The 22,145-nt window shown below is 62.7% G+C and carries 20 protein-coding genes; 16 read left to right on the forward strand and 4 right to left on the reverse strand.

The genetic code is table 11. The annotated features are described in order from the left end of the window. Positions 1–44 precede the first annotated feature (44 nt). The 13 genes from AC0IW7_RS09550 to AC0IW7_RS09610 are packed head-to-tail and all read left to right on the forward strand — an operon-like array spanning position 45 to position 15,465. Positions 45–830 (forward strand): type VI secretion system accessory protein TagJ, encoded by a 786-nt coding sequence (locus AC0IW7_RS09550; protein ID WP_471817421.1) that lies wholly within the window; start codon positions 45–47, stop codon positions 828–830. Beyond that, positions 830–1,342: a type VI secretion system baseplate subunit TssE gene (gene tssE / locus AC0IW7_RS09555; RefSeq protein WP_463382638.1), complete on the forward strand. Its 513-nt coding sequence runs from the start codon at positions 830–832 to the stop codon at positions 1,340–1,342. Before AC0IW7_RS09550 ends, tssE begins: the two co-directional genes overlap by 1 nt. Next, on the forward strand, positions 1,339–3,198 hold the full coding sequence (gene tssF / locus AC0IW7_RS09560) for a type VI secretion system baseplate subunit TssF (RefSeq protein WP_463382639.1): 1,860 nt from the start codon (positions 1,339–1,341) through the stop codon (positions 3,196–3,198). The genes tssE and tssF overlap by 4 nt, the downstream gene beginning before the upstream one ends. Next, positions 3,162–4,214 (forward strand): type VI secretion system baseplate subunit TssG, encoded by a 1,053-nt coding sequence (gene tssG, locus AC0IW7_RS09565; RefSeq protein WP_471817424.1) that lies wholly within the window; start codon positions 3,162–3,164, stop codon positions 4,212–4,214. Before tssF ends, tssG begins: the two co-directional genes overlap by 37 nt. Next, entirely contained in the window at positions 4,207–6,912 is a 2,706-nt protein-coding gene (tssH, locus tag AC0IW7_RS09570; protein ID WP_471817426.1) for a type VI secretion system ATPase TssH, read from the forward strand. The genes tssG and tssH overlap by 8 nt, the downstream gene beginning before the upstream one ends. Positions 6,913–6,936: 24 nt before the next feature. After that, the gene (locus AC0IW7_RS09575) at positions 6,937–9,162 is read left to right on the forward strand and encodes a type VI secretion system Vgr family protein (RefSeq protein WP_471817428.1); all 2,226 of its coding nucleotides are present in this window, start codon (positions 6,937–6,939) and stop codon (positions 9,160–9,162) included. Positions 9,163–9,209: 47 nt separating this feature from the next. Beyond that, a complete protein-coding gene (locus AC0IW7_RS09580; RefSeq protein ID WP_471817430.1) occupies positions 9,210–9,665 on the forward strand; it encodes a DUF6484 domain-containing protein in 456 nt (151 codons plus the stop codon). Between the two features lie 23 nt (positions 9,666–9,688). Further along, entirely contained in the window at positions 9,689–10,798 is a 1,110-nt protein-coding gene (locus AC0IW7_RS09585; protein WP_471817432.1) for a DUF2169 family type VI secretion system accessory protein, read from the forward strand. After that, entirely contained in the window at positions 10,798–11,835 is a 1,038-nt protein-coding gene (locus tag AC0IW7_RS09590) for a hypothetical protein (RefSeq protein ID WP_471817434.1), read from the forward strand. The genes AC0IW7_RS09585 and AC0IW7_RS09590 overlap by 1 nt, the downstream gene beginning before the upstream one ends. Then, positions 11,835–12,869, forward strand: coding sequence for a PAAR-like domain-containing protein (locus AC0IW7_RS09595; RefSeq protein WP_471817436.1), 1,035 nt, complete (start codon positions 11,835–11,837; stop codon positions 12,867–12,869). The genes AC0IW7_RS09590 and AC0IW7_RS09595 overlap by 1 nt, the downstream gene beginning before the upstream one ends. A 9-nt stretch (positions 12,870–12,878) precedes the next feature. Continuing rightward, the gene (locus tag AC0IW7_RS09600; RefSeq protein WP_471817438.1) at positions 12,879–13,787 is read left to right on the forward strand and encodes a hypothetical protein; all 909 of its coding nucleotides are present in this window, start codon (positions 12,879–12,881) and stop codon (positions 13,785–13,787) included. A gap of 42 nt (positions 13,788–13,829) precedes the next feature. Next, positions 13,830–15,071, forward strand: coding sequence for a TIGR02270 family protein (locus AC0IW7_RS09605; RefSeq protein WP_471817440.1), 1,242 nt, complete (start codon positions 13,830–13,832; stop codon positions 15,069–15,071). 16 nt (positions 15,072–15,087) lie between these two features. Then, the gene (locus AC0IW7_RS09610) at positions 15,088–15,465 is read left to right on the forward strand and encodes a hypothetical protein (RefSeq protein ID WP_471817442.1); all 378 of its coding nucleotides are present in this window, start codon (positions 15,088–15,090) and stop codon (positions 15,463–15,465) included. A gap of 307 nt (positions 15,466–15,772) precedes the next feature. Here the strand turns inward: AC0IW7_RS09610 and AC0IW7_RS09615 are convergent, their stop codons facing one another. Then, complete coding sequence (locus AC0IW7_RS09615; protein WP_471817444.1) at positions 15,773–16,546, reverse strand: AraC family transcriptional regulator; 774 nt, start codon at positions 16,544–16,546, stop codon at positions 15,773–15,775. 128 nt (positions 16,547–16,674) lie between these two features. Here AC0IW7_RS09615 and AC0IW7_RS09620 point away from each other — a divergent pair, with 128 nt between their 5' ends. Next, entirely contained in the window at positions 16,675–17,892 is a 1,218-nt protein-coding gene (locus AC0IW7_RS09620) for an MFS transporter (protein ID WP_463382648.1), read from the forward strand. Between the two features lie 30 nt (positions 17,893–17,922). Here AC0IW7_RS09620 and AC0IW7_RS09625 read toward each other — a convergent pair whose 3' ends face one another. Further along, positions 17,923–18,405: a VOC family protein gene (locus AC0IW7_RS09625; protein ID WP_471817446.1), complete on the reverse strand. Its 483-nt coding sequence runs from the start codon at positions 18,403–18,405 to the stop codon at positions 17,923–17,925. 217 nt (positions 18,406–18,622) lie between these two features. Here AC0IW7_RS09625 and AC0IW7_RS09630 point away from each other — a divergent pair, with 217 nt between their 5' ends. Continuing rightward, positions 18,623–19,558: a LysR family transcriptional regulator gene (locus AC0IW7_RS09630; protein ID WP_471817448.1), complete on the forward strand. Its 936-nt coding sequence runs from the start codon at positions 18,623–18,625 to the stop codon at positions 19,556–19,558. A gap of 40 nt (positions 19,559–19,598) precedes the next feature. On the opposite strand, the gene AC0IW7_RS09635 is transcribed toward AC0IW7_RS09630, so the two are convergent. Together AC0IW7_RS09635 and AC0IW7_RS09640 are read right to left on the reverse strand one after the other, a co-directional pair. Continuing rightward, on the reverse strand, positions 19,599–20,033 hold the full coding sequence (locus tag AC0IW7_RS09635) for a GlcG/HbpS family heme-binding protein (RefSeq protein ID WP_471817450.1): 435 nt from the start codon (positions 20,031–20,033) through the stop codon (positions 19,599–19,601). Continuing rightward, entirely contained in the window at positions 20,030–21,385 is a 1,356-nt protein-coding gene (locus tag AC0IW7_RS09640) for a metal-dependent hydrolase family protein (RefSeq protein ID WP_471817452.1), read from the reverse strand. The genes AC0IW7_RS09635 and AC0IW7_RS09640 overlap by 4 nt, the downstream gene beginning before the upstream one ends. A gap of 258 nt (positions 21,386–21,643) precedes the next feature. On the opposite strand from AC0IW7_RS09640, the gene AC0IW7_RS09645 reads away from it, so the two are divergent. Next, positions 21,644–22,021, forward strand: coding sequence for a nuclear transport factor 2 family protein (locus tag AC0IW7_RS09645; RefSeq protein WP_471817454.1), 378 nt, complete (start codon positions 21,644–21,646; stop codon positions 22,019–22,021). The last annotated feature ends 124 nt before the right edge of the window (positions 22,022–22,145 follow it).

Genomic DNA, 22,145 nt, shown 5'->3' on the forward strand with positions numbered 1-22,145 from the left:
GGAGCTCCTTTTTATCTGTCATCCAATCCCAGGGAAGTGCTGTTATGACTGCCGATGAACTGTTGCGTGCCGGTCGCCTCGATGATGCGCTCAAGGCCCTGCAAGACCAGGTTCGCGGCGCTCCCGCCAACGCCACGCTGAGGATTTTTCTTTTTCAATTGTTGGCCGTCATGGGCCAATGGAGCCGGGCGCAGAACCAGTTGAAGGTGGTCGGTGAACTCGACGCCGCCGCGCTGCCGATGGTGCAAACCTATCGCACCGCGCTGGAGTGCGAGGCGCTGCGGGCCGAGGTGTTTGCCGGGCGTGTAACGCCGGTCATTCTCGGCGAACCTGCCGCCTGGATTGCGCCATTGATTCAAGCCTTGAAGATGGACGCCGACGGTCACCCTGAGGCCGCCGAACAGATGCGCGCTGAAGCCTTTGAAGCCGCGCCGGCCAATCCCGGTCAGGTCAATGGCACGCCGTTCGCCTGGTTCGCCGACGCCGATCCGCGCCTGGGCCCGGTGCTGGAAGTGATCGTCAATGGTCGCTATGCCTGGCTGCCGATGAGCAACATTGCCAGCCTCACGGTGGAAGCGCCGACCGATCTGCGCGACCTGGTGTGGCTGCCCGCTGAACTCACGTTGATCAATGGCGGCACCACCGTCGCGCTGCTGCCCAGCCGCTATCCAGACACCGTGGCGCAAGGTGATGACGCCGCGCGCCTGTCGCGCAAAACCGATTTCCTCGACAACGGCGTGCCGCTGGGCCAGCGCCTGTTCGCCACCGATGAAGGCGATACCGCGCTGTTCGATTTGCGCACCGTGGAATTCGCTGTGGCAGACGCCTGATGGCCAACATGCCTTTGCAGGAGCGCCTGCAACCGTCGCTGCTCGACCGCCTGGTGGACAACGACCGCAGCAACCCGAACGAGAGCCCGGACAAGCGCGTGCTGTCCATGAGCCAACTGAAAGCCTCGGTATTGCGCGACCTCACCTGGCTGTTCAACACCACCGCCTTGCTCGATGTGGAAACCGCCGCCGCCACGCCGGCCGGCACTTCGGTGCTCAATTACGGCTTGCCGGCGCTGTCGGGGCGCACCTTGTCGAACATCGACGTGCCGGCGATCGAAGCCTTGCTGACGAAAACCATCGCCACCTTCGAGCCACGCATTTTGCGTTCCACCTTGCGCGTCAAAGCGCGCTTGCAGGAGGAGGGCATGGACCACAACGCCCTGGCGTTCGAGATTGAAGGCGACCTGTGGGCACTGCCGGTGCCGCTGCGGTTGATCCTCACGACCAATCTGGACCTGGAAACCGGCCACGTGAAAATCGTGCCCAACGAGCAGCGGAGGCGCGCATGAATCCGCGCTTACTCGAGTACTACAACCAGGAGCTGTCGCACATTCGCGAGAGCGCCGCCGAGTTCGCCCGCGAGTTTCCAAAAATTGCCAGCCGCCTGACGTTGTCGGGTGTGGATTGCGCCGACCCGTACGTAGAGCGCCTGCTCGAAGGCTTTGCCTACCTGACCGCACGGGTGCATTTGAAGCTGGACGCCGAGTACCCGACGTTCACCCACAACCTGCTGGAAATTGCTTACCCGCATTACCTGGCGCCGACGCCATCGATGACCGTGGTGCAACTGCGCGCCGACCCCAACGAAGGCTCGCTGAGCAGCGGCTTTACCATCGAGCGCAATGCGCCGCTACGTGGCGTGCTGGGCCGCGAAGAACAAACCGCCTGCGAATACCGCACGGCCCATTCGGTGACGCTGTGGCCGCTGGAAGTGGCCAGCGCCGAATACTTTGGCAACCCGGCGGCGGTGCTCGGGCGCCTGGCCGCCAGCGAGCCGAAGGCCAAGGCCGGTTTGCGCATTCGCCTGCGCAGTGGCGCCGGCCTGCCGCTCAACAGCCTGAGCCTGGACAGCCTGCCGCTGTACCTGCACGGCGCCGATGAGCAGCCGTTTCGCCTGTACGAGCAATTGCTCGGCAACGCCTGCGCGGTGTTTGCCCAGGCGCCGGGCAGCGATTGGGTCGAGCGCCTGCCGCCCGGCTCGCTGCGCCCCCGTGGTTTCGATGACGAAGATGCGCTGCTGCCGGTGGTGCCGCGCGCGTTCCAGGGCTACCGCCTGTTGCAGGAATACTTCGCGCTGCCCAACCGTTTCCTGTTCGTTGAATTCGCCGAGCTGCGTCGCTCGGTGCAGCGCTGCGCCGGCAATGAGCTGGACCTGATCATTCTGTTTAACAAGCACGACGCCACGCTGGAAGGCACGGTCAGCGGCGCGCAGTTCGTGCCGTTCTGCACTCCCGCGATCAACCTGTTTCCGCGCCGCGCAGACCGCATCCATTTGAGCGAGCGGGTGAACGAGCACCAGGTGATCGCCGACCGCACGCGGCCGATGGATTTCGAGATTCACTCGCTCACCCAAGTGACCGGTCACGGCACTGGGCCGGAGCAGCCGTTCCAGCCGTTCTATGCCGTGCGCGACCCGTCGCGCTATGGCCGCGAGCAGGCGTATTACATCGTGCGCCGCGAGCCGCGTCTGTTGTCGAGCAACCAGCGGCGCAACGGCCCGCGCTCCACTTATGTGGGCAGCGAAACCTTTGTCTCGCTGGTAGACGCCAATCAGGCGCCGTACCGCCACGACCTGCGCCAGTTGGGCGTCAGCGCGCTGTGTACGAACCGCGACCTGGCGTTGTTTATTCCGGTGGGCACCAGCAAAAGCGATTTCAGCCTGGAAGACAGCGCGCCGGTGCTCGACGTGCGTTGCCTGGCGGGCCCGAGTCGTCCGCGCGCCAGCCGTGCCCATGACGCCAGCGCCTGGCGCTTGATCAGTCAGCTGTCGCTGAATTACTTGTCGTTGTCCGAACAAGGGCAGGGCGCGGCCGCGTTGCGCGAGCTGTTGCGCTTGTATGGCGACCCCACGGATTCGGCGCTGCAATTGCAGATCGAAGGCCTGCGCGAAGTCAGCAGCAAACCCTGCACCCGACGCTTGCCGATGCCGGGACCGATTGTGTTTGGCCGTGGCCTGGAGATCAGCCTGGAGTTCGATGAAAACGCCTTTCGTGGCACCGGCGTGTTTCTGCTGGGCGCGGTGTTCGAGCGATTCCTGACCCGCTATGTGTCGGTCAACAGCTTTACCGAAACCGTGCTGCGCACCACCGAGCGCGGCGAAATCATGCGTTGGCAGGCGAAACCCGGATGCCGACCGAACCTCTGAATTCGCTCGCCGCGATGGCGGCCGCGCCCTGGGAGCATGACTTCTTCCAGGCGCTGCGCCGTATCGAATGCGAAGCCCAGGACAAACCCCGGCTCGGCCATTCCGTGCGCCTGGCCGACGACCCGCTGCGCCTGGGGCAAACCCCGGACTGCGGCTTTGCGCCGTCAACTTTGTCGCTGGTCCAGCCCGCCAGCGACACCGCGCCGCCACGCGTAGAACAGTTCTTTTTCGGCCTTACCGGGCCGAACGGGCCGTTGCCGCTGCACTTGACCGAATACGCCCGCGAGCGTCAGCGCAACGAAGGCGACCCCGGCTTTACGCGGTTTATGGACGTGTTCCACCACCGCCTGCTCACGCTGTTCTACCGCGCCTGGGCGGAAGCGCGGCCATCGGTGAGCCACGACCGGCCAGACGACGATTACTGGTCGGCACGCCTCGCTGCGTTGTCTGGTCGCGGTATGGACAGCCTGCTCGGCCAGGGCCCGATTCCCGATCAGGCGCGCTATTACTACACCGGTCACCTGGCGGCCACGAGTCGCTATCCCGATGGCTTGAAGGTGATTCTGTCCGAGTACTTCGAGCTGCCGGTGGCCATCGAGGAATACGTCGGCCAATGGCTGGAACTGCCCGAGCGCAGTCGCCTTGGCGCAGGGGCCAGCACCCTGGGCATGGACGTGTGCCTGGGCACCCACGTGTGGGACCGCCAACATAAATTTCGTCTGCGTCTGGGCCCCATGCCCTTGGCCAAGTACGAGCGCCTGTTGCCCGGTGGCGAGCTGTTTCGCCAGTTGGCCGCGTGGGTCGGCGAGTACCTGGGCCATGAGCTGGACTGGGACGTGAACCTGGTGCTGAGCCAGGAAGAAATACCCCCATTGGACCTGGCCGGCGGTGTGCGGTTGGGTTTCAACGCCTGGCTGGGACACCCCGGCGAGGATGCCAAGGATTTACTGCTGGCTAGCCAGTACGCCGGAGACCGGCTGCTGCAACGCCCGAATAAGGAGATGAGTCATGAGTGAGATCAGCCGGGTTGCACTGTTCGGCAAGCTGAACAGCCTTGCCTACAAAGCCATTGAAGCCGCCACCGTGTTCTGCAAATTGCGCGGCAACCCGTATGTGGAAATGGCCCACTGGCTGCACCAGATCTTGCAACTGCAAGACTCTGACCTGCACCAGCTGGTGCGCCAGTTCAACATTGACCCGGCGCGCCTGGCCCGCGATCTCACCGAAGCGCTGGACCGCCTGCCGCGCGGCTCCACCTCGATTACCGATTTGTCTTCCAATGTCGAAGAAGCCGTAGAGCGCGCCTGGGTGTACGGCAGCCTGATGTTTGGCGAAAACCAAGTGCGCACCGGCTACCTGATCGTCGGCATTCTGAAAACCCCGAGCCTGCGCCATGGCTTGCTGGCGTTGTCCCAGGAGTTCGACAAGGTAAAAGTTGAAGCGCTGACCGAGCGCTTTGACGAGTACGTCGGCAGCTCGCCGGAAAACGCCCTGACCGCCAGCGACGGCTTCAGCAGTGCCGCACCGGGCGAGGCCAGCGGTGCCATGGCGCCCGGCGCGCTGGGCAAGCAGGAAGCGCTGAAAAAATTCACCGTTGATCTCACCGAGCAGGCACGCAGCGGCAAGCTCGACCCGATTGTGGGCCGCGACGAAGAGATCCGTCAGTTGGTCGACGTGCTGATGCGCCGTCGCCAGAACAACCCGATTCTCACCGGCGAGGCCGGCGTGGGTAAAACCGCCGTGGTCGAAGGCTTTGCCTTGCGCATCGTCGCCGGCGACGTGCCGCCTGCGCTAAAAGACGTGGAACTGCGCGCCCTCGACGTCGGCCTGCTCCAAGCCGGCGCGAGCATGAAAGGCGAGTTCGAACAGCGCCTGCGCTCGGTGATTGAAGACGTACAAAGCTCGCCCAAGCCGATCATCTTGTTTATCGACGAAGCCCACACCCTGGTCGGCGCCGGTGGGGCTGCCGGCACGGGCGATGCGGCCAACCTGCTGAAGCCGGCGCTGGCTCGCGGCACCTTGCGCACCATCGCCGCCACCACCTGGGCGGAGTACAAAAAGCACATCGAAAAAGACCCAGCCCTGACCCGTCGTTTCCAAGTGGTGCAGGTGGAAGAGCCGTCCGAGCACAAAGCCATTCTGATGATGCGCGGCGTGGCCTCGACCATGGAAAAACACCACCAGGTGCAGATTCTCGACGAAGCCCTGGAAGCGGCGGTGAAGCTGTCCCATCGCTATATTCCGGCGCGTCAGCTGCCCGACAAATCCGTCAGCCTGCTCGACACCGCCTGCGCCCGCACCGCCATCAGCCTGCACGCGGTGCCGGCCGAAGTGGACGACAGCCGCCGCCGCATCGAAGCGCTGGAAACCGAGTTGGCGATCATCGGCCGCGAAAAGGCCATTGGCATCAATATCGGTGACCGCCTGCGCGGTGCCGAAAGTTTGCTGAGCGAAGAGCGCGAACGCCTGACGGGTTTGGAAACGCGCTGGGCCGACGAAAAAGCCCTGGTCGATGAACTGCTCGACATCCGCGCCCAATTGCGCGCCGCTGCCGAAGCGGTGGACGATACCGGCACGGAGCCGGCGCCCGCCGAGCCGAACGCTGAACTGCACACCCGTTTGCAAGACGTACAAACCCGCCTGGCCGCGCTGCAAGGTGAGTCGCCGCTGATTCTGCCGATTGTCGACTACCAGGCCGTGGCCTCTGTGGTGGCCGACTGGACCGGCATTCCAGTCGGGCGCATGGCGCGCAACGAGCTGGAAACCGTGCTCAACCTGGCGCAGTACCTGAAAAAACGCATCATCGGCCAGGACCACGCCCTGGAGATGATCGCCAAGCGCATCCAGACCTCGCGCGCCGGCCTCGACAACCCGAGCAAACCCATCGGCGTATTCATGCTGGCCGGCACCTCGGGCGTGGGCAAAACCGAAACCGCGCTGGCACTGGCCGAGGCCATGTATGGCGGTGAGCAGAACGTCATCACCATCAACATGAGCGAGTTCCAGGAAGCCCACACCGTGTCCACACTCAAGGGCGCGCCACCGGGCTACATCGGCTACGGCGAAGGCGGCGTGCTGACCGAAGCAGTGCGGCGCAAACCGTATAGCGTGGTGCTGCTGGACGAAGTGGAAAAAGCCCACCCCGACGTGCACGAGATTTTCTTCCAGGTGTTCGACAAGGGCGTGATGGAAGACGGCGAAGGCCGGGTGATCGACTTCAAGAACACCTTGATTCTGCTCACCACCAACGCCGGTACCGAGCTGATTTCCAGCCTGTGCAACGACCCGGAACTGATGCCCGAGCCGGACGCCATCGCCAAGGCGCTGCGCGAGCCGCTGCTGAAGATTTTCCCGCCGGCGTTGCTCGGCCGTCTGGTGACCATTCCGTACTACCCGCTGAGCGACGAGATGATCAAATCCATCGCCCGCCTGCAACTGGAGCGGGTGAAGAAGCGCGTGGAAGCCACCCACAAAGTGCCGTTCGAATACGACGACGGCGTAATCGCCTTGATCGCCGAACGCTGCACCGAAACCGAGAGCGGCGGGCGCATGATCGACACCATTCTGACCAACACCTTGCTGCCGGATATGAGCCGTGAATTCCTCACGCGCATGCTCGAAGGCAAGCCGTTGGAAGCGGTGCGCATCAGCCGCCAGGGCAGCGATTTCCACTACTCCTTTGGCGCTTCAACAGACAGCAGCGCTGCGGTTTAACGCCGTCGCAGTCGGGATACGGATATGGCATTAAGCACAAGCACGCGCCTGGTTCAGGTCGACAGCCCGCTGGGCACCGATGTTCTGGTGCTGCGCCAGCTCGACGGCGTGGAAGAGCTGGGGCGGGTGTTCGATTACGAGCTGAACCTGGTCTCGGAAAACACCTCGCTGGCGCTCAACAGCCTGCTCGGCAAACCCATGAGCATCACCATGGAGTTGCAGGACGGCAGCAAGCGCTACTTTCACGGCATCGTCGCCCGCGCCAGCCAGGGCGCCGGCATCGGCCAGTTCGCCGTGTACCGGGTCACGCTCAAGCCGTGGTTGTGGCTGATGTCGCGCACCTCCGACTGCAAGATTTTCCAGAACCGCACGGTGCCGGACATCATCAAGCAGGTGTTTCGCGACCTCGGTTTCTCCGACTTTGAAGACAGCCTCAGCCGCTCGTACCGCGAGTGGGACTACTGCGTGCAGTACCGCGAAACCAGCTTCGATTTCGTCAGCCGGCTGATGGAGCAGGAAGGTATCTACTACTTCTTCCGCCATGAAAAAGGCCGCCACGTATTGGTGTTGGCCGATGCCTACGGCGCCCACAGCACCGCCGCCGGTTACGCAAGCGTGCCGTTCTATCCGCCAACCGCTGAGCAGCGCGAGCGGGACCACATTGATGACTGGCACCTGAGCCACGAAGTGCAGCCCGGTTCCCTGGCGCTCAACGATTACGACTTCCAGCGCCCCAGCGCGCGGCTGGAAGTGCGCTCGGTAATCAGCCGCCCGCACACCGCCAGCGATTACCCGCTGTACGACTACCCCGGCGAATACGTGCAAAGCGGCGACGGCGAGCACTACGCGCGCACCCGCATTGAAGCGATTCACACCCAGTTCGAGCGCGTGCAGTTGCGCGGCACCGCGCGTGGCATTGGCTCGGGCAATCTGTTCAGCATGACCCGCTACCCGCGTGACGATCAGAACCGCGAATACCTGGTAGTCGGCGCCCGTTACACGATCGTGCAAGAGCACTACGAAACCGGCTTCGACGACGTGGAACAGCAGTTCATCAGCCACCTCGACTGCATGGACGCCAGCCAGGCATTTCGCCCGCAGCCGATCACCGTGCGGCCCATCGTGCAGGGCCCGCAAACGGCCATGGTGGTCGGCCCCAAAGGCGAGGAAATCTGGACCGACCAATACGGCCGCGTGAAGGTGCATTTCTACTGGGACCGCCACGACCAATCCAACGAAAACAGCTCGTGCTGGATGCGCGTGTCGCAATCCTGGGCCGGCAAGAATTGGGGTTCCATTCAGATTCCGCGCATCGGCCAGGAAGTGATCGTCAGCTTCCTTGAGGGCGACCCTGACCGCCCGATCATCACCGGTCGTGTGTACAACGCTGAACAGACCGTGCCCTACGACTTGCCCGCCAACGCCACCCAAAGTGGCGTGAAAAGCCGATCCAGCAAAGGCGGCTCGCCGGCCAATTTCAACGAAATTCGCATGGAAGATTTGAAGGGTTCGGAGCAGCTGTTTATTCACGCGGAAAAGAACCAGGACATCGAAGTCGAGAACGACGAAACCCACTGGGTCGGCCACGACCGCACGAAAACCATCGACCACGATGAAACCGTGCACGTCAAACACGACCGCACCGAAACCGTCGACAACAACGAAACCATCACCATCGGCGTGGACCGCAAGGAAAAGGTCGGCAACAACGAAACCATCTCCATCGGCGTCAACCGCACCGAGGATGTTGGCAGCAACGAGAAAATCACCATTGGTGCCAACCGCACCGAGAGCGTGGGCGCCAACGAAGACATCACCATCGGTGCCGACCGTACGGAAAAAGTCGGCAGCAACGAGACCATCAAAATCGGCGCCAACCGCACCGAAGATGTCGGCAGCAACGAAAAAATCACCATTGGCGCCAACCGCACCGAAAGCGTGGGCAGCAACGAAGACATCGACATCGGCAGCAACCAGACCACCAAAATCGGCAGCGATGAAAGCCGCAGCGTTGGCAAAAACCGCAGCACCGATGTGGGCAAAGACGACTCGCTGAGCGTGGGCAAGAACTTCGAGCTGACGGCCGGCGACTCCATCACCCTGACCACGGGTGCGGCCAGCATCAGCATGAAAAAAGACGGCACCATCGTCATTCGTGGCAAAAACATCACCATCGACGGCTCGGGCGCGATCAATATCAAAGCCAGCAAAAACGTGGTCGTCAAAGGCCAGAAGATTCTGCAGAACTGATTAGCAGTGGCCGCTAACCCCGGCCGCCCAACGGAAGAGAAACCAGTATGAGTGTTCAGCACTTCACCCCGGCAAGCGCCGCTGCCACCCGACTGGATGGCGTGGTGATCGGCATATTGCTCGACGTGCCGCAAGCCGCCTCGCCGGTGGTGGCGTTTCCCGGTTGCCCTTCGGAAACCGGCATTGCCGCCACCACCACCACGCAGCTGAGCCGCGAGGATATCGGCACGCAAGTGGCGCTGATGTTCGTCGGCGGCGACCCCAGCCAACCGCTGGTGATCGGCCGCATTCAGCGCCTGGCACCGGTGGAAAAACCGGTAGCCGTGGCGCATCTGGACGGCGAGCGCCTGGAGTTTTGCGCCGAGAAGGAAATCGTGCTGCGCTGCGGCAAGGCCAGCATCACCCTTACCCGCGAAGGCAAAGTGATCGTGCGCGGCACGTACCTGTCCAGCCGCTCCACGGGCGTGAACCGCATCAAAGGCGGTTCGGTGCAAATCAACTGATTCACTGAAGCAAGAAGCCCTTCATGGAACTGCTTAACGCGACCGGTCTGGTTGCTGCCTACACCCAAGGCCTGGCCCCGGACGGACGTGAGTCGCTGGTGGTCATCGCCAAAGGCACCTTCACCTTGCCCCTCGACGGCCGCGAAGCGACGTTGGCGGCGGTGCAACGTCCGCTGCTGATGGCCGACGAATACGCAGGCGAGCCGGGCTTGTCCGCGCCGCTACGGGAAATGGACTTCGCCCCGATCAAACCGTTTTGCGACGTGCTGGTTCACGGCAAAGCCTATGCCCCCGAAGGCCGCCCGGTGAGTCAGTTGACCGCCGGCATTCGCGTTGGCCGCGTGAGCAAAGCCTTCACCGTGTATGGCCCGCGCCAGTGGCAACCCGGCCTGATCGGCGCCGGTGCCGGCGTGGCGCAAGCCTTTACCGAACAAGCCATCGACTACGCCCACGCCTTTGGCGGCAGCGTGGCGGTGGCCGACAACCCCGAGCTGCGTGACAGCTACCCGGCCAACACCTGTGGCCGTGGCTGGTTTCCCAAAGGCACCAGCACGGCGGACATCGTCGGCATGCCGATGCCCACCACGGAAATGCTCGGCCAACCGGTCGACAGCCCCCACGGCGACTTCACCCCCATGGCGCTCGGGCCCATTGGCCGTAGCTGGCCGCCGCGCATCGGCTACGCCGGCACCTACGACGACGCCTGGCTGGCCGATCACTTTCCGTTCCTGCCGCCGGACTTCGACAACCGCTACTACCAGGCCGCGCCGCCGGACCAGCAAACCGAGCACCTTAAAGGCGGCGAAGACGTGCTGCTGCTGTGCCTCACCCGCCAGGAACGCGCCGGCTTCAAAGTGCCGACGATGCAGGTGCCGGTGACGTTCTTTTTGAAGAAGGGCGGGCATGAAACGGTGCAGGCGGTGATTGATACGTTGGTGATTGATACCGATGCGGGGGTGGTGGAGGTGACGTGGCGGGCGAGTAGGGCGTTGAAGCGCAACATCTTCGAACTGGAGCAATTGCTGGTTGGCGAGATGTCCCGTGGCTGGTGGCGCGCCCGCGAACTGGGCAAAGATTATTTCCCTTCACTGGCTGAACTGAGCCTGGCCAAACGCTTGCCGGAGGACAGTTGATGTCCGCCATCAGCATTGTCAGTTCCGGCATGGTTACGGCGGTGGGTTACGACGCGCCCTCAAGCTGCGCGGCCATTCGTTGCGCAGTCGATAACTTCCAGGAAACCCGCTTTATGGACCAAGGCGGTGCCTGGCAGCTAGGTGCCGCCGTCGAGTTACAGGATCCGGTGCGCGGTCGACTGAAACTGATCCGCATGGCGGCGCAAGCCATTGCCGAAACCTTGAGCGAGCAGACCGACGTGCAGGCGTCGCAAATCCCGCTGTTGCTCTGTGTGGCCGAATTGGAAAGGCCGGGCCGCCTCGCTCAGTTGGATAGCAGCTTTCTGGCCGATATCCAGACCGAATTGGGCCTGGTCTTTCATCCGACCTCGAATGTGATTGCTCGTGGCCGGGTTGGCGCGGCCGTGGCGCTGCTAAATGCACGCAAGCTTATTCACGAAGGCGGGCACCGCCATGTGTTGATTTGCGGTGTTGATTCGCTGCTTTCAGCGGCCACGCTAAAAGCATTCGAGGCACGTGAGCGTTTGCTCACCAGCCGCAATTCCAACGGCTTTATTCCAGGCGAGGGTGCAGCAGCCGTGCTGGTCAGCGCGCCTCTGGCCAATGGGAAACCGCAGCTGATGTGCGTGGGCTTGGGGTTCGGCAAAGAGGCCGCCACCATTGAGTCCGACGACATTCCGCTGCGCGCCGAAGGCCTGACCAAAGCCCTACGCGCCGCCTTAACCGAAGCCGATTGCGGGCTGGAGAGCATGGACTATCGCGTGACTGATTTGTCCGGCGAGCAGTTCTATTTCAAAGAAGCCGCATTGGCTTTGAGCCGAACCTTGCGCGTACGCAAAGAGTTCTTCCACCTGTGGCACCCCGCTGACTGCATTGGCGAATGTGGGGCGGCGATAGGCCCGGCAATTCTTGCGGTAGCCCTGGCAGCCAGCCGAAAAGGCTATGGCGACGGGCCGAACATTTGCTGTCATCTGGGCAACGATGCGGGCGAGCGCGCCGCTGCCTTGCTGAGTTATCACACGCCGGGAGGACGCTGATGGCCAATCAGGTGTATGCCAACAACATGGAGGTGTCGTGCAAGTCGGCAAGCGGTAAATCCATCGCCGCGTTTCCCGACGTTTGCTTTACCCCACCGCAGGCGCCGCCCACGCCCATGGGTGTGCCGATTCCTTACCCGAACACCGGTATGTCCACCGACACCACCAACGGTACACGGACCATCAAAATCACCGGCAAGGAAGTCATGCTCAAGAACAAGAGCTACTTCAAAACCAGTTACGGTGATGAAGCCGGGTGTGCGCCGAAAAAAGGGGTAATGACCAGTAAGATCAAAGGCAAGGTGTACTTCATCGCCTGGTCAATGAACGTGAAATTCGAAGGCGAAAACGTGGTGCGCCATCTCGACATGACCACTCACAACCACGCCTCACCTAACGGCAACACACCGCCCATGGCGCACGTGTCGAAAATGAGCGCTGCGGTGCAGAAAGCGTGCAAGGAAGAAATCGACAAGGGCAAAAAAGCCTGCGCGGGGCAAACCAGTGACAACTGTGAACAAGGCTGCAAAGACGCTCAACGTTGCCTGTTTGTGCCCAAGGGCCAAGACAAAACCGTGTGCTGCAAACCCGACACCACCGGCCACCACATGGTCGAAGACCACTGGGTGAAGGGCAACTCCGGTTTTCCGACAGCGCAAGCCTCGGCCGGTTACAACGCCGCGCCCTGCGTGTGCGCCAACCGCTTCCGCTCACGCGGCACCGTGCACCGTGGCATGCACGATATTCAGGGCACGTTTGAAGAATCGCATATGGCCGGCGGCGCTCGATTCGACGCGGCCAAACCCAACGGCGGCTGGGACTATACCGCCGGCAAGAAGGCCTGCCTGGACGCCCACGCCGAAGTGTTCAAAGGCTCGGGTTGCAAGCGTGACTGCCTGGAAGCCCAGCTCGATGATTTTTATGGCGAGGACGGCCAGCGGCCGTTAAACGAACCCCATACCCAAGCTATTGGCGAAGACGTACGGCCGACGCTGGCCGAGAAATACGCGCCGCCGAAAAAGAAAAGAAAGTGAGGTAGCACTATGGAATTTGGTTTCACCTTTTGCTCAGTACTGCGCCGCGACAAACTCTACGTCGCAGGCGTTGCCGTCGAATTGGAAGACCAGGATGTGCACCACGCGATCCTATTCGAGTCGCAAGACGAGGGCTGGGATCGCTGGTCCTTCGAACATCGCCTGGCGGGCATCACCAGCTATGACAGCCGAGGCGTTGCCAAGCTGATGACGGTAGGCATCGACGGGTTTGTGGAAACCGCTGATTTCGACGGCGCCGACGAGGAACGTGTTGGTGAGCACGAGCCGGACGGCGGTCCTAATTTGCTGAGACCGTTGCGTTGCGTGCGCATAGTCGGCTCGCACGTGTATGTAGCGGGCGCGCAGCGGCAAGTGTTCCGTCGCCACCTGGACAGCAGCGATTGGCAGCGCGTCGACCAAGGTGTTTACATCCCACGTTCAAGCCTGGAGGTTGGCAGCCTTCACGATATCGATGGCGCTAGCGAAGCCTGGCTCGTCGCCGTAGGCCTGAGCGGTGAGATCTGGCTGTGCGTCGATCAGGTATGGAGCCAGCTGGACAGCCCGACCAACATTCGCCTTGAAGCGGTTCGGCACCTGGGCGGTACCCGATTCATTGCGGGCGGGGCGCAGGGCACGCTTATTCTCGGCGATGCAGGTGCGCTCAACGTGGTTGAGCAAGACCTCACCACTGAGACATTCAGCAGCATCGAACGGGCGTTCGACACCCTTTTCCTGTGCACCGATCAGGGCAATCTGTTCCGGCTGGATAACGACGTGTTGACTGCTGTGGATTGTGGCCTGCCGCCATCTTCCGGCGGCGGATTTCTGTCCTATGGCGATGGTGTGTTGCTATTCACCACCGACTTTCATGTGATGGTTTTCGACGGCAACACATGGTCCGAACGTGATCCGGTTTAACTTCGCGCGCGTTTCGTTGACGTATCTGGCGAGCGGCTGCTCATGCCCATAAACGCCATAATCCTCGACCAACACGCCGAAGAAGCCAGCTTCCTCGCCATGCTGCGCGACCACGCCGTGGGCGCGCCGAACTACGACCTCGCGCACCTGACCACGCTCGACAACCGCATCGAAGCGCACCTCGATGGTTTGCAGATTGCGGGCCTCAAGGGCTTGAACGTGCTGCTCGAACAACTCAACCCCAACGCCAACGGCGAGGTATTCGCGGCCACGGTGTTGGCGTTTCAGATGAACAACAGCGCGGCGCTGAAAACATTGGGCGAACACATTCGCACCAGCGAGGAGGGCGAGCGTTACTTTGCCGCCGCGCTCGGCTGGCTGGAGTGGCCGGCGATTCAGCCGTGGGTGGAACGCCTGCTGACATCGCCCGAGCCGCTGTTCCGCCGCTTGGGTTTGACCGCATGCGGCCTTCACCGGCAAGACCCAGGTCCGGCGTTGCTGTCTGCGCTGGGCAACAGCGACCCCAGCGTATTGGCCGCCGCCGCGCGCACGGCCGGGGAGTTGCGGCGCCGCGACTTGATGCAGCCGATTCGTCTGCACCGTGTGCACGCCGACGACGCCGTGCGCTTCTGGAGCAACTGGGCCACCGCGCAGATGGGCGACGAGGAAGCGCTGCCGATTCTTCAACAATTCGCCGAACAGCCTGGACGCTATCAGGAGCGCGCCTTGCACGTGGTGCTGGCCTGGCAAGCGCGAGACATCAGCATGGCCTGGATTCGGCGCATGACCCAGAACCCGGCGCAGCGCCGCATCGCCATCAAAGCCACCGGCCTGTTTGGCGACCCCGTGGCGCTGCCGTGGCTGGTGCAACAGATGCACGACCTGCCCATGGCGCGAGCGGCTGGCGAAGCCTTCAGCCAGATCACCGGCGCCGACCTTGCCGACCTCGATCTGGAACTGCGCCATTCACCCGATTACGACGGTGGCCCGAACGACGACCCCAACGACCCGAACGTGGCCCTGGACCCTGACGAAAATCTGCCCTGGCCCGACGCCGGGCTGATCAGCGCTTGGCTGGAACAGAACGCGGGCGCGTTGCACAACGGCACGCCCTATGTGCTCGGCGAACCCTTCAGCGAAGCGGCGTGCCGGCGCGTATTGAGCAGCGGCAACCAGCGCCAGCGGCACGTGGCGGCGGGCTTGCTGGCGCGCTACGTGCCGACCCTGGCGATTTTTCCCATTACGGCTCCAGCGCGTCGGCAGCGTCGCGCGTTAGGCGCCTGACTTCAGAGGACTTCACATGGAATGTTTTGAACACCCGGGTGCAACGGGCGTGGGCCTCTGCCGAGGCTGTGGCAAGGGCGTGTGCCGCGCCTGCGCGGTAGTGTTACCCAAAGGCTTGGCCTGCTCGCCAGCGTGTGAAGTGGAGGTGGCGGAAGTCACCGAAATGAACGAACGCGGCAAACGCATCTACGGCATCGGCCAGTACAAAACCAACCAACTGGCGAGCGGGGTGCTGGTGTGGTTGTTGCTGAGCGGGGCGATGGTGTCGATGTCTGGGTACTTCTTCTTTGCCCGCGGCCGGATTGACTACGTGATTAGCACGATGGCGGTTTTGTTTTTGCTGATTACGTACATTACGTATCGCGGGAGTAAGCGGACCGGGATTAATTGTTGAGGCGAGTGGGCATGGGCGAGGGGGGCTTAGGTCCCCTTTTTTGCGCGTGTGGATTGGAATTTTTCGGAGTCCAGTTTCGTTTGGCGAGCTTCGTTACTGGCCGAGATTCTGGATCCCCGCGTGCGCGAGGATGACGGAGGTTTGGGCTACGTTCGAAGACATAACCTGGCCCTAGAGCTAAGCGCCTATCCCACAGACAGCACCGTCATCCTCGCGCACGCGGGGATCCAGAGTGGTGTGGCGAACAGGGTAACTGGCCGCTCCTGGCCCGTCGCCTCAGCGCCCACACACAACCGCCGTCCACGCACTACTTAAAAAACTGACTCGGCGTAACCCCAAACTGCTTTTTAAACATGGTCGCAAACGCGCTTGGGCTCTCGTAGCCCAGCGCACCCGCCACTTCGATGATTTTCTCGCCCACGGCGATGCGTTCCAGCGCTTGCATCAGCCGCGCTTGCTGGCGCCACTGGCCGAAGGTCATGCCGGTGCTTTTCTGGAATAACCGCTGGATGGTTTTTTCGTCCAGGTGCAGGCGCGCGCTCCAGTCGGCGAGGGTGGCAGTGTGGCCGGGGTTTTCTTGCAGGGTGTGGCAGATGACGCCAAGGCGCGGGTCGCTGGGCTGCGGCAGGTGCAGGGGCAGGGTGGGCAGAATTTTCAGCTCGTCGAGTATCAGGTTCATTACCCGCGCTTCGCGCGAATTGTTAGCGTACGGCTCGGCAATGCCAATGGCGGTCTGGATCAGTTCGCTCAACAGCGGCGAAATGCTCACGGCGCGGGTTTCGGTGGGCAGGTCTAGCGAGTCGTCGGGGTGCACGAACACGCTGCGCATTTTCAGCGGGCCGATGCAGCGGATGGCGTGCTCGTGGCCGCACGGCATCCAGATGCCGCGACTCGGCGGCACGGTCCATTGGTGCATCGCCGCGTGCACCACCATCACGCCTTGAATGGCGTAAATCAGCTGGTGCTTGTTGTGGCAGTGGGGCGCGATTTGCCAATCGGCGGGGTAGTCGGTGGCGCTGGTGCTCACGCGCCAGGCGGCGGCGTCGATTTCTTCCAGCAACTGCGGCAAGGGTCTGATCATGTTGTCTGTTTTGCGATAGTTGTTGTCTGCATCCCGTGAGACAGGCGCTTTTAAGTGCCCGTAGCATAGCGTCAACCCCTGAAATTACCAGCGCATGTTTCTGCGCTGGCTTGTCTGGAAGCTGCCCTATGTCCACCAGTGCCACTGCGTCACCTTCGTTAGCCAGTACCGTCACTCAACAGGCCAGCCCGTTGGTGATGCGTGTGATCGGCGCCTGCGCCCTGGCGCATTTAATCAATGACCTGATTCAGGCTGTGCTGCCGTCGATTTACCCAATGCTCAAGGCCAACTATGGCCTGACCTTCGCCCAGGTCGGCCTGATTACCCTGACTTTTCAACTGACGGCCTCGCTGCTGCAACCCTGGGTTGGTTACCACACCGATCGCCACCCGAAACCGTGGCTGTTGCCGGTGGGCTCGCTGTGCACGCTGGTGGGTATTTTGCTGCTGGCCTTTGTCGGCAGTTTCCCCGCGATTCTGCTGGCTTCGGGGCTGGTGGGCATCGGCTCGTCGACCTTTCACCCGGAAGCCTCGCGCATCGCCCGGCTGGCCTCGGGCGGGCGCTATGGTCTGGCGCAGTCCACCTTTCAAGTGGGCGGCAACGCCGGTAGCGCGTTCGGGCCACTGTTGGCGGCGGCCATCGTGATTCCGTACGGGCAGGGCCATGTCGCGTGGTTCGGTTTATTCGCCACCTTTGCCATTGCCGTGCTCTACGGCCTGAGCCGCTGGTACCGCAATCACCTCACGCTGTTCAAGCTCAAGCAAGGCAGCGTGGCGACCCATGGCTTGTCCAAACAGCGGGTGATTAGCGCCTTGGTGGTGTTGGCCTTGCTGGTGTTTTCCAAGTACTTCTACATGAGCAGCCTGACCAGTTACTTCACGTTTTTTCTGATCGAAAAGTTCGACGTTTCGGTCACCAGCTCGCAGCTCTACCTGTTCCTGTTTCTCGGTGCGGTGGCAGCCGGTACGTTTTTCGGCGGGCCGATTGGCGACAAGATCGGCCGCAAAAAGGTGATCTGGTTTTCCATCCTCGGCGCCGCGCCATTCACCTTGGCGCTGCCCTACGTCGACCTGTTCTGGACCGGCGTGTTGAGCATGATCATCGGCTTTATTCTGGCCTCGGCATTCTCGGCCATCGTGGTGTACGCGCAGGAACTGGTGCCCGGCAACGTCGGCATGATTGCCGGTGTGTTCTTCGGGCTGATGTTTGGCTTCGGCGGAATCGGCGGCGCCTTGCTGGGCTATCTCGCTGATATTCACGGCATCGAATACGTGTTCCGCCTGTGCGCGTTCCTGCCGCTGCTGGGCATTCTCACCGTGCTGTTGCCCTCAACCAAGGGCGTGTAAAACCGCGCCCCGGCCCGCGCACGGTGAGCGTTACGCATCCTGTTCACCGCGCATGGCGGGCTGTTCGATGGGCTGGCCAATGATGCGGTCCAGGGGCGAGTGGGGGAAAACCATCTCCACCACCACGCCGTTCGGGTCTTCGACGAACAGCTGGTGCTCGCCAATTTCGGGGATCACCCGCTCACTGAAGCTGATGCCCAGCGACATCAGGCGTTTTTGCATCGGACCCAGGCCCATGCAGCGCAACGACACATGGTCAATCGAACCGGAACCGTGCCGCGCCGACCGTGCGCCCAGGTACGCCTCCAACCCGGAGCGCGCATCGGTGATGGCGACGATGTGCAAAATCGGCTGATCGCCGGCGTACAGCCAATAACCAGGAAACCGAAACGCCGGCCGGGGGCCGTGTTTTAGGCCGATCACGTTGCTGAAAAAGTCGGCGGTTTCGTCCCATTTTTTGGTGCGGATGGTGAAGTGGTCGAGGCGCTGGATGGTAATGGCGGCGTTTGTCATGGCGATGCTCCGAAATCGGTGGCGGTTAACAGCTCCGGATGCTGCGGTTTTTTTCCTGCAGCAATAAGCGGCCCGTGCAGCAAGCACCTTCGCGGAGCGGTTGAAGATGAGCCCGGCCAGGCATAAGCGGCCGCGATACCTGCCAGCGCCAATGCTGATTGGTCTGATGAAGCGCGCTGAATTAGGGTCGGCTACCGCCTTTTTGTGAGCCGTGCCGATGCGTTTTCGCCGCCTCGATCTCAACTTGTTAGTCGCGCTGGATGCCTTGCTCAGCGAGTGCAGCGTGACCCGTGCGGCCGAGCGTTTGTGCCTGGGCCAATCGGCCACCAGCTCGGCGCTCGGGCGTTTGCGTGAGCATTTCAACGACCCGCTGTTGGTGGCGGTCGGTCGCACGATGCAACCGACCACGCTGGGCTTGGCGCTGCTGCCGAAAGTGCGCGAAGCGCTGGCGCTGACGCGCGAGATTATCGATGCGCCGGTGCGCTTCGAGCCGGCGCAGTGTGAACGGCGTTTTACCGTGGTGGCGTCTGATTATGTGGCGGCCGTGTTGATGCCGGCGGTCAGTCGTGAACTGGCGCGACTGGCGCCGGGCGTGCGCTTGACCGTGCGTGATTTGCCGCTGCCGCGCGACGGCGACGTGGTCAGTGAAGCGCTGGATTATCGCCGCAGCGATTGCGCCATCGTGCCCCAGCGCCGGCTCAATCCGGCGTACCCGCAGCAGCCGTTACTGACCGATGAACTGTGCTGCCTGGTGAGCGCCGAGCACGCCGCCTATGCCGATGGCATCAGCTTGGCGGCGTATTGCGAGGCGGAGCATGTGGTGCGCGAATTTGCCGATGGCCGTCAGTTGGCGCTGGATGCCGCGCACCTGGAAGAACTCGGCATCAGCCGCCGGGTTGCGGTGGCGGTAGAAAGCTTTGCCTTGATGCCGGACTTTATCGTCGGCACCGCGCGGGTGGCCACGCTGTTTCGGCGGCAAGCGGCTTTGTTTGCCAGCCGCTATCCACTGCGCGTGGTGCCTGCGCCGCTGGCGTTTCCGGCCGCGACGCAGGTGGTGCAGTGGCACCCGTATCAGGATGCGGACCCGGCGTTGAGTTGGTTTCGTTCGGTGCTGGTGGCGCAGGCGGAAAGTCTGAACGCAGTCTGCTTTTAGTCCCCTCGCCCCAGCAGGGAGAGGGTTAGGGTGAGGGGAGCTAGTCCCCGCAATCCGCCTGCAACCCCGCCGCCGCAATCGCCAGCAGTGCACAGCGCTCGTCGTTATCCGAGGTGTCGCCACTCACGCCAATCGCCCCCAGCAGTTCACCGTGCGCGGAGCGAATCAACACGCCGCCTGCCACGGGAATCACTTCGCCTGCGGTCAGGCTGTTGATGGCATCGAAAAACGCCGGCATCGCTTGCGCGCGGCGGGCCAGTTCGCGCCCGCCGAAGCCCATGCCCAAACAGCCGCGCGCTTTGCCGGTGGCAATCTGGGGCCGCAGAAAACTCGCGCCTTCATCGCGCACCACGGCCAGCGGGTGACCGGCGTGGTCAAGCACGGCGGCGGCCATGGGTTTAAGGCCCAAATCACGGGCTGCCTGCACGGTAGCGCTGGCAAGTTGCGCGGCGAGGGTAAAGGTCAGTGCGGTCATGCTGATGCGCTCCATTTGCCCAAGTGCGCGACGCGGTCGCGGGTGTACAGGTCGGTCCATTTCAGTGAGTTGAAGTCCGACACCTGCTTAGGGTTGTAAGGCGTGCGGTCGAGGCGCACCGGTTGGCCGGCTTTGTACACGGCCTTCAGCGCACTGCGGTTTTGCAGCAGGCGGATGTCCTCCAAGGGCGAGCCGTCGAGCAGGAGGAAGTCGGCCTGTTTGCCCACCTCCAACGTGCCCAGGGTTTCGCCCCGTGGCATGCAGCGCGCGCCGACGTTGGTGGCGGCGTAAAGCGCTTCGGCCGGGGTGAAACCGAGGCGGGTGACCAGCAGTTCCAGCTCGCGCGCGTGCCATTCGCCATACGGCGTCACGGCAAAGCCGCTGTCGCTGCCACAGGCGAGCGGAATGCCGGCGGCCTTGGCGCGTTTCAGCACCTGGCTGCCGACTTCCAGGGTGCGCGCGCAGTAGGCGGCGTAGCCGGTGGTGATCGCCGGGTCATGGGGTTGGCAGAAGTCCACGGTGTTCTGCGGAAAGGTCATGGTCGGCGCCAAGATGCTGCCCGCCTCAAGCAACGCGTCGATGCAGGCGTCGTCCATGTAGAAGGCGTGAAACACCAAGTCGACCCCGGCCTTGGCGGCGTACATCACCGCTTCGCGACCATAGGCGTGGGTCGCCACTTTGCAGCCGAGGCGGTGGGCTTCGTCGACCATCTCTTTGGTTTCATCAGCGGTAAAGGCGGCGATGATTTCGCCGTTGGGTCGGCGGTGGGTGCCGTCCATGGCGATCTTGATCAGGTCGACGCCATCTTTAGCCTGCTTGCGTACCTCGGCCAGCGCCTCGCTGCGGCTGGTCACCAAGCGCGCGGTGAAGTATTCCGGGGCGCCGACACGGCTAGGGAACCAGTCGTTAAGGCTTTGCCGATTGGTGATGACCCGGCTGCTGGCGGCAATGCGCGGGCCGTCGAACAGCCCGACGGCGATGCTATTGCGCACCGCGATGCTCAACTGGCCGCTGTCGCCGGGGCAGACCATGCTGGTGACGCCAGCCGCCAACACGTGCTGCGCGAAGAACATGCCGCGCAGGGCGCGGAATTCGTCGCTGGTCCAGATATCAATATCTTCCTCGCTCTGTGCATTGCCAAACGCCAGATGGGTATGCACATCCACCAGACCGGGCATCACAAAGTGCTCGCCCGCATCCACAACCTGGGTGCCGGGCGCGGGAACGGGTGCGCTACTGCGTGGGCCGACATAACTCAGCACGCCGTTTTCCACCACCAGCGTTTGCTGCTGGCGGGTGGTCAGGCCGGTGCCGTCGAACAGGGTTTGGCAGTGCAGGTGCAAGGTGCTCATGGCGGTGACATCGCTGTGATTGAAGGTGTGCGGGCAGGCTGCCCAGCGCGGCGGCTGCGCACCAACAGATTGCGTCGATGGCCAGGTATTGACCGCTTCAATTCCTGGCGCGGCCCTTTACTGGCGAGGGCCGCCGGGCAAGCGGCGGGGGCGGGCAGCAGGTAGTGAAAGTGGCGATGCCAACCATCGTGATCGACGATTTTTTAGCGCCGCGCGTGGCGCCTAAGGTGCGCGCTCTCAACCCACAGGAGCGTCGCCATGAACATTCATCAACACTTGCTGGACCTGGAACAGGCGCGCAGCCGTGCGCTGGTAAAAGAGGATCACGCCCGCGTGGCCGAGCTGTTCGCCGACGACCTGGTGTACGTGCACACCACCGGCCTGGTGCAAGGCAAAGCCGAGTACCTGGCCTACGCGAAAACGGCGGTGCAATACCTGGCCATCGAGCGCGGTGAATTACACATTCGCTTCTACGGCGAAGGCGTGGCGGTGATGACCGGGCCGCAATGCAACACGCTGCAAAAGCGTGGCGGCGACCAACCGATTCGCGGCGAAGGGTTTGCCACCCAGGTGTGGACGCTTGGGGCGCAGGGATGGCAGATCAGCTCGTTCCAGGCCACGCGGTTGCCGGCTTGAAGGCAGCGTCGCCTGGAAAAGCATCGCGGCTAATCGGAATGCCGCCCAGCCGCTTGTGTCAGCTCAAGCCGGTAGGATTCGAGGTGAGAGCAGTAGGGGGCAGGCTGATCAGCCGCAGTGCCTG

It is taken from the genome of Pseudomonas sp. AC229 (genome assembly GCF_979254655.1).

Coding starts and splice junctions, on each gene's coding strand:
- AC0IW7_RS09550 (WP_471817421.1), top strand. CDS start 45: ATGACTGCCGATGAACTGTTGCGTGCCGGTCGCCTCGATGATGCGCTC.
- tssE (WP_463382638.1), top strand. CDS start 830: ATGGCCAACATGCCTTTGCAGGAGCGCCTGCAACCGTCGCTGCTCGAC.
- tssF (WP_463382639.1), top strand. CDS start 1,339: ATGAATCCGCGCTTACTCGAGTACTACAACCAGGAGCTGTCGCACATT.
- tssH (WP_471817426.1), top strand. CDS start 4,207: ATGAGTGAGATCAGCCGGGTTGCACTGTTCGGCAAGCTGAACAGCCTT.
- AC0IW7_RS09575 (WP_471817428.1), top strand. CDS start 6,937: ATGGCATTAAGCACAAGCACGCGCCTGGTTCAGGTCGACAGCCCGCTG.
- AC0IW7_RS09580 (WP_471817430.1), top strand. CDS start 9,210: ATGAGTGTTCAGCACTTCACCCCGGCAAGCGCCGCTGCCACCCGACTG.
- AC0IW7_RS09585 (WP_471817432.1), top strand. CDS start 9,689: ATGGAACTGCTTAACGCGACCGGTCTGGTTGCTGCCTACACCCAAGGC.
- AC0IW7_RS09590 (WP_471817434.1), top strand. CDS start 10,798: ATGTCCGCCATCAGCATTGTCAGTTCCGGCATGGTTACGGCGGTGGGT.
- AC0IW7_RS09595 (WP_471817436.1), top strand. CDS start 11,835: ATGGCCAATCAGGTGTATGCCAACAACATGGAGGTGTCGTGCAAGTCG.
- AC0IW7_RS09600 (WP_471817438.1), top strand. CDS start 12,879: ATGGAATTTGGTTTCACCTTTTGCTCAGTACTGCGCCGCGACAAACTC.
- AC0IW7_RS09605 (WP_471817440.1), top strand. CDS start 13,830: ATGCCCATAAACGCCATAATCCTCGACCAACACGCCGAAGAAGCCAGC.
- AC0IW7_RS09610 (WP_471817442.1), top strand. CDS start 15,088: ATGGAATGTTTTGAACACCCGGGTGCAACGGGCGTGGGCCTCTGCCGA.
- AC0IW7_RS09615 (WP_471817444.1), bottom strand. CDS start 16,546: ATGATCAGACCCTTGCCGCAGTTGCTGGAAGAAATCGACGCCGCCGCC.
- AC0IW7_RS09620 (WP_463382648.1), top strand. CDS start 16,675: ATGTCCACCAGTGCCACTGCGTCACCTTCGTTAGCCAGTACCGTCACT.
- AC0IW7_RS09625 (WP_471817446.1), bottom strand. CDS start 18,405: ATGACAAACGCCGCCATTACCATCCAGCGCCTCGACCACTTCACCATC.
- AC0IW7_RS09630 (WP_471817448.1), top strand. CDS start 18,623: ATGCGTTTTCGCCGCCTCGATCTCAACTTGTTAGTCGCGCTGGATGCC.
- AC0IW7_RS09635 (WP_471817450.1), bottom strand. CDS start 20,033: ATGACCGCACTGACCTTTACCCTCGCCGCGCAACTTGCCAGCGCTACC.
- AC0IW7_RS09640 (WP_471817452.1), bottom strand. CDS start 21,385: ATGAGCACCTTGCACCTGCACTGCCAAACCCTGTTCGACGGCACCGGC.
- AC0IW7_RS09645 (WP_471817454.1), top strand. CDS start 21,644: ATGAACATTCATCAACACTTGCTGGACCTGGAACAGGCGCGCAGCCGT.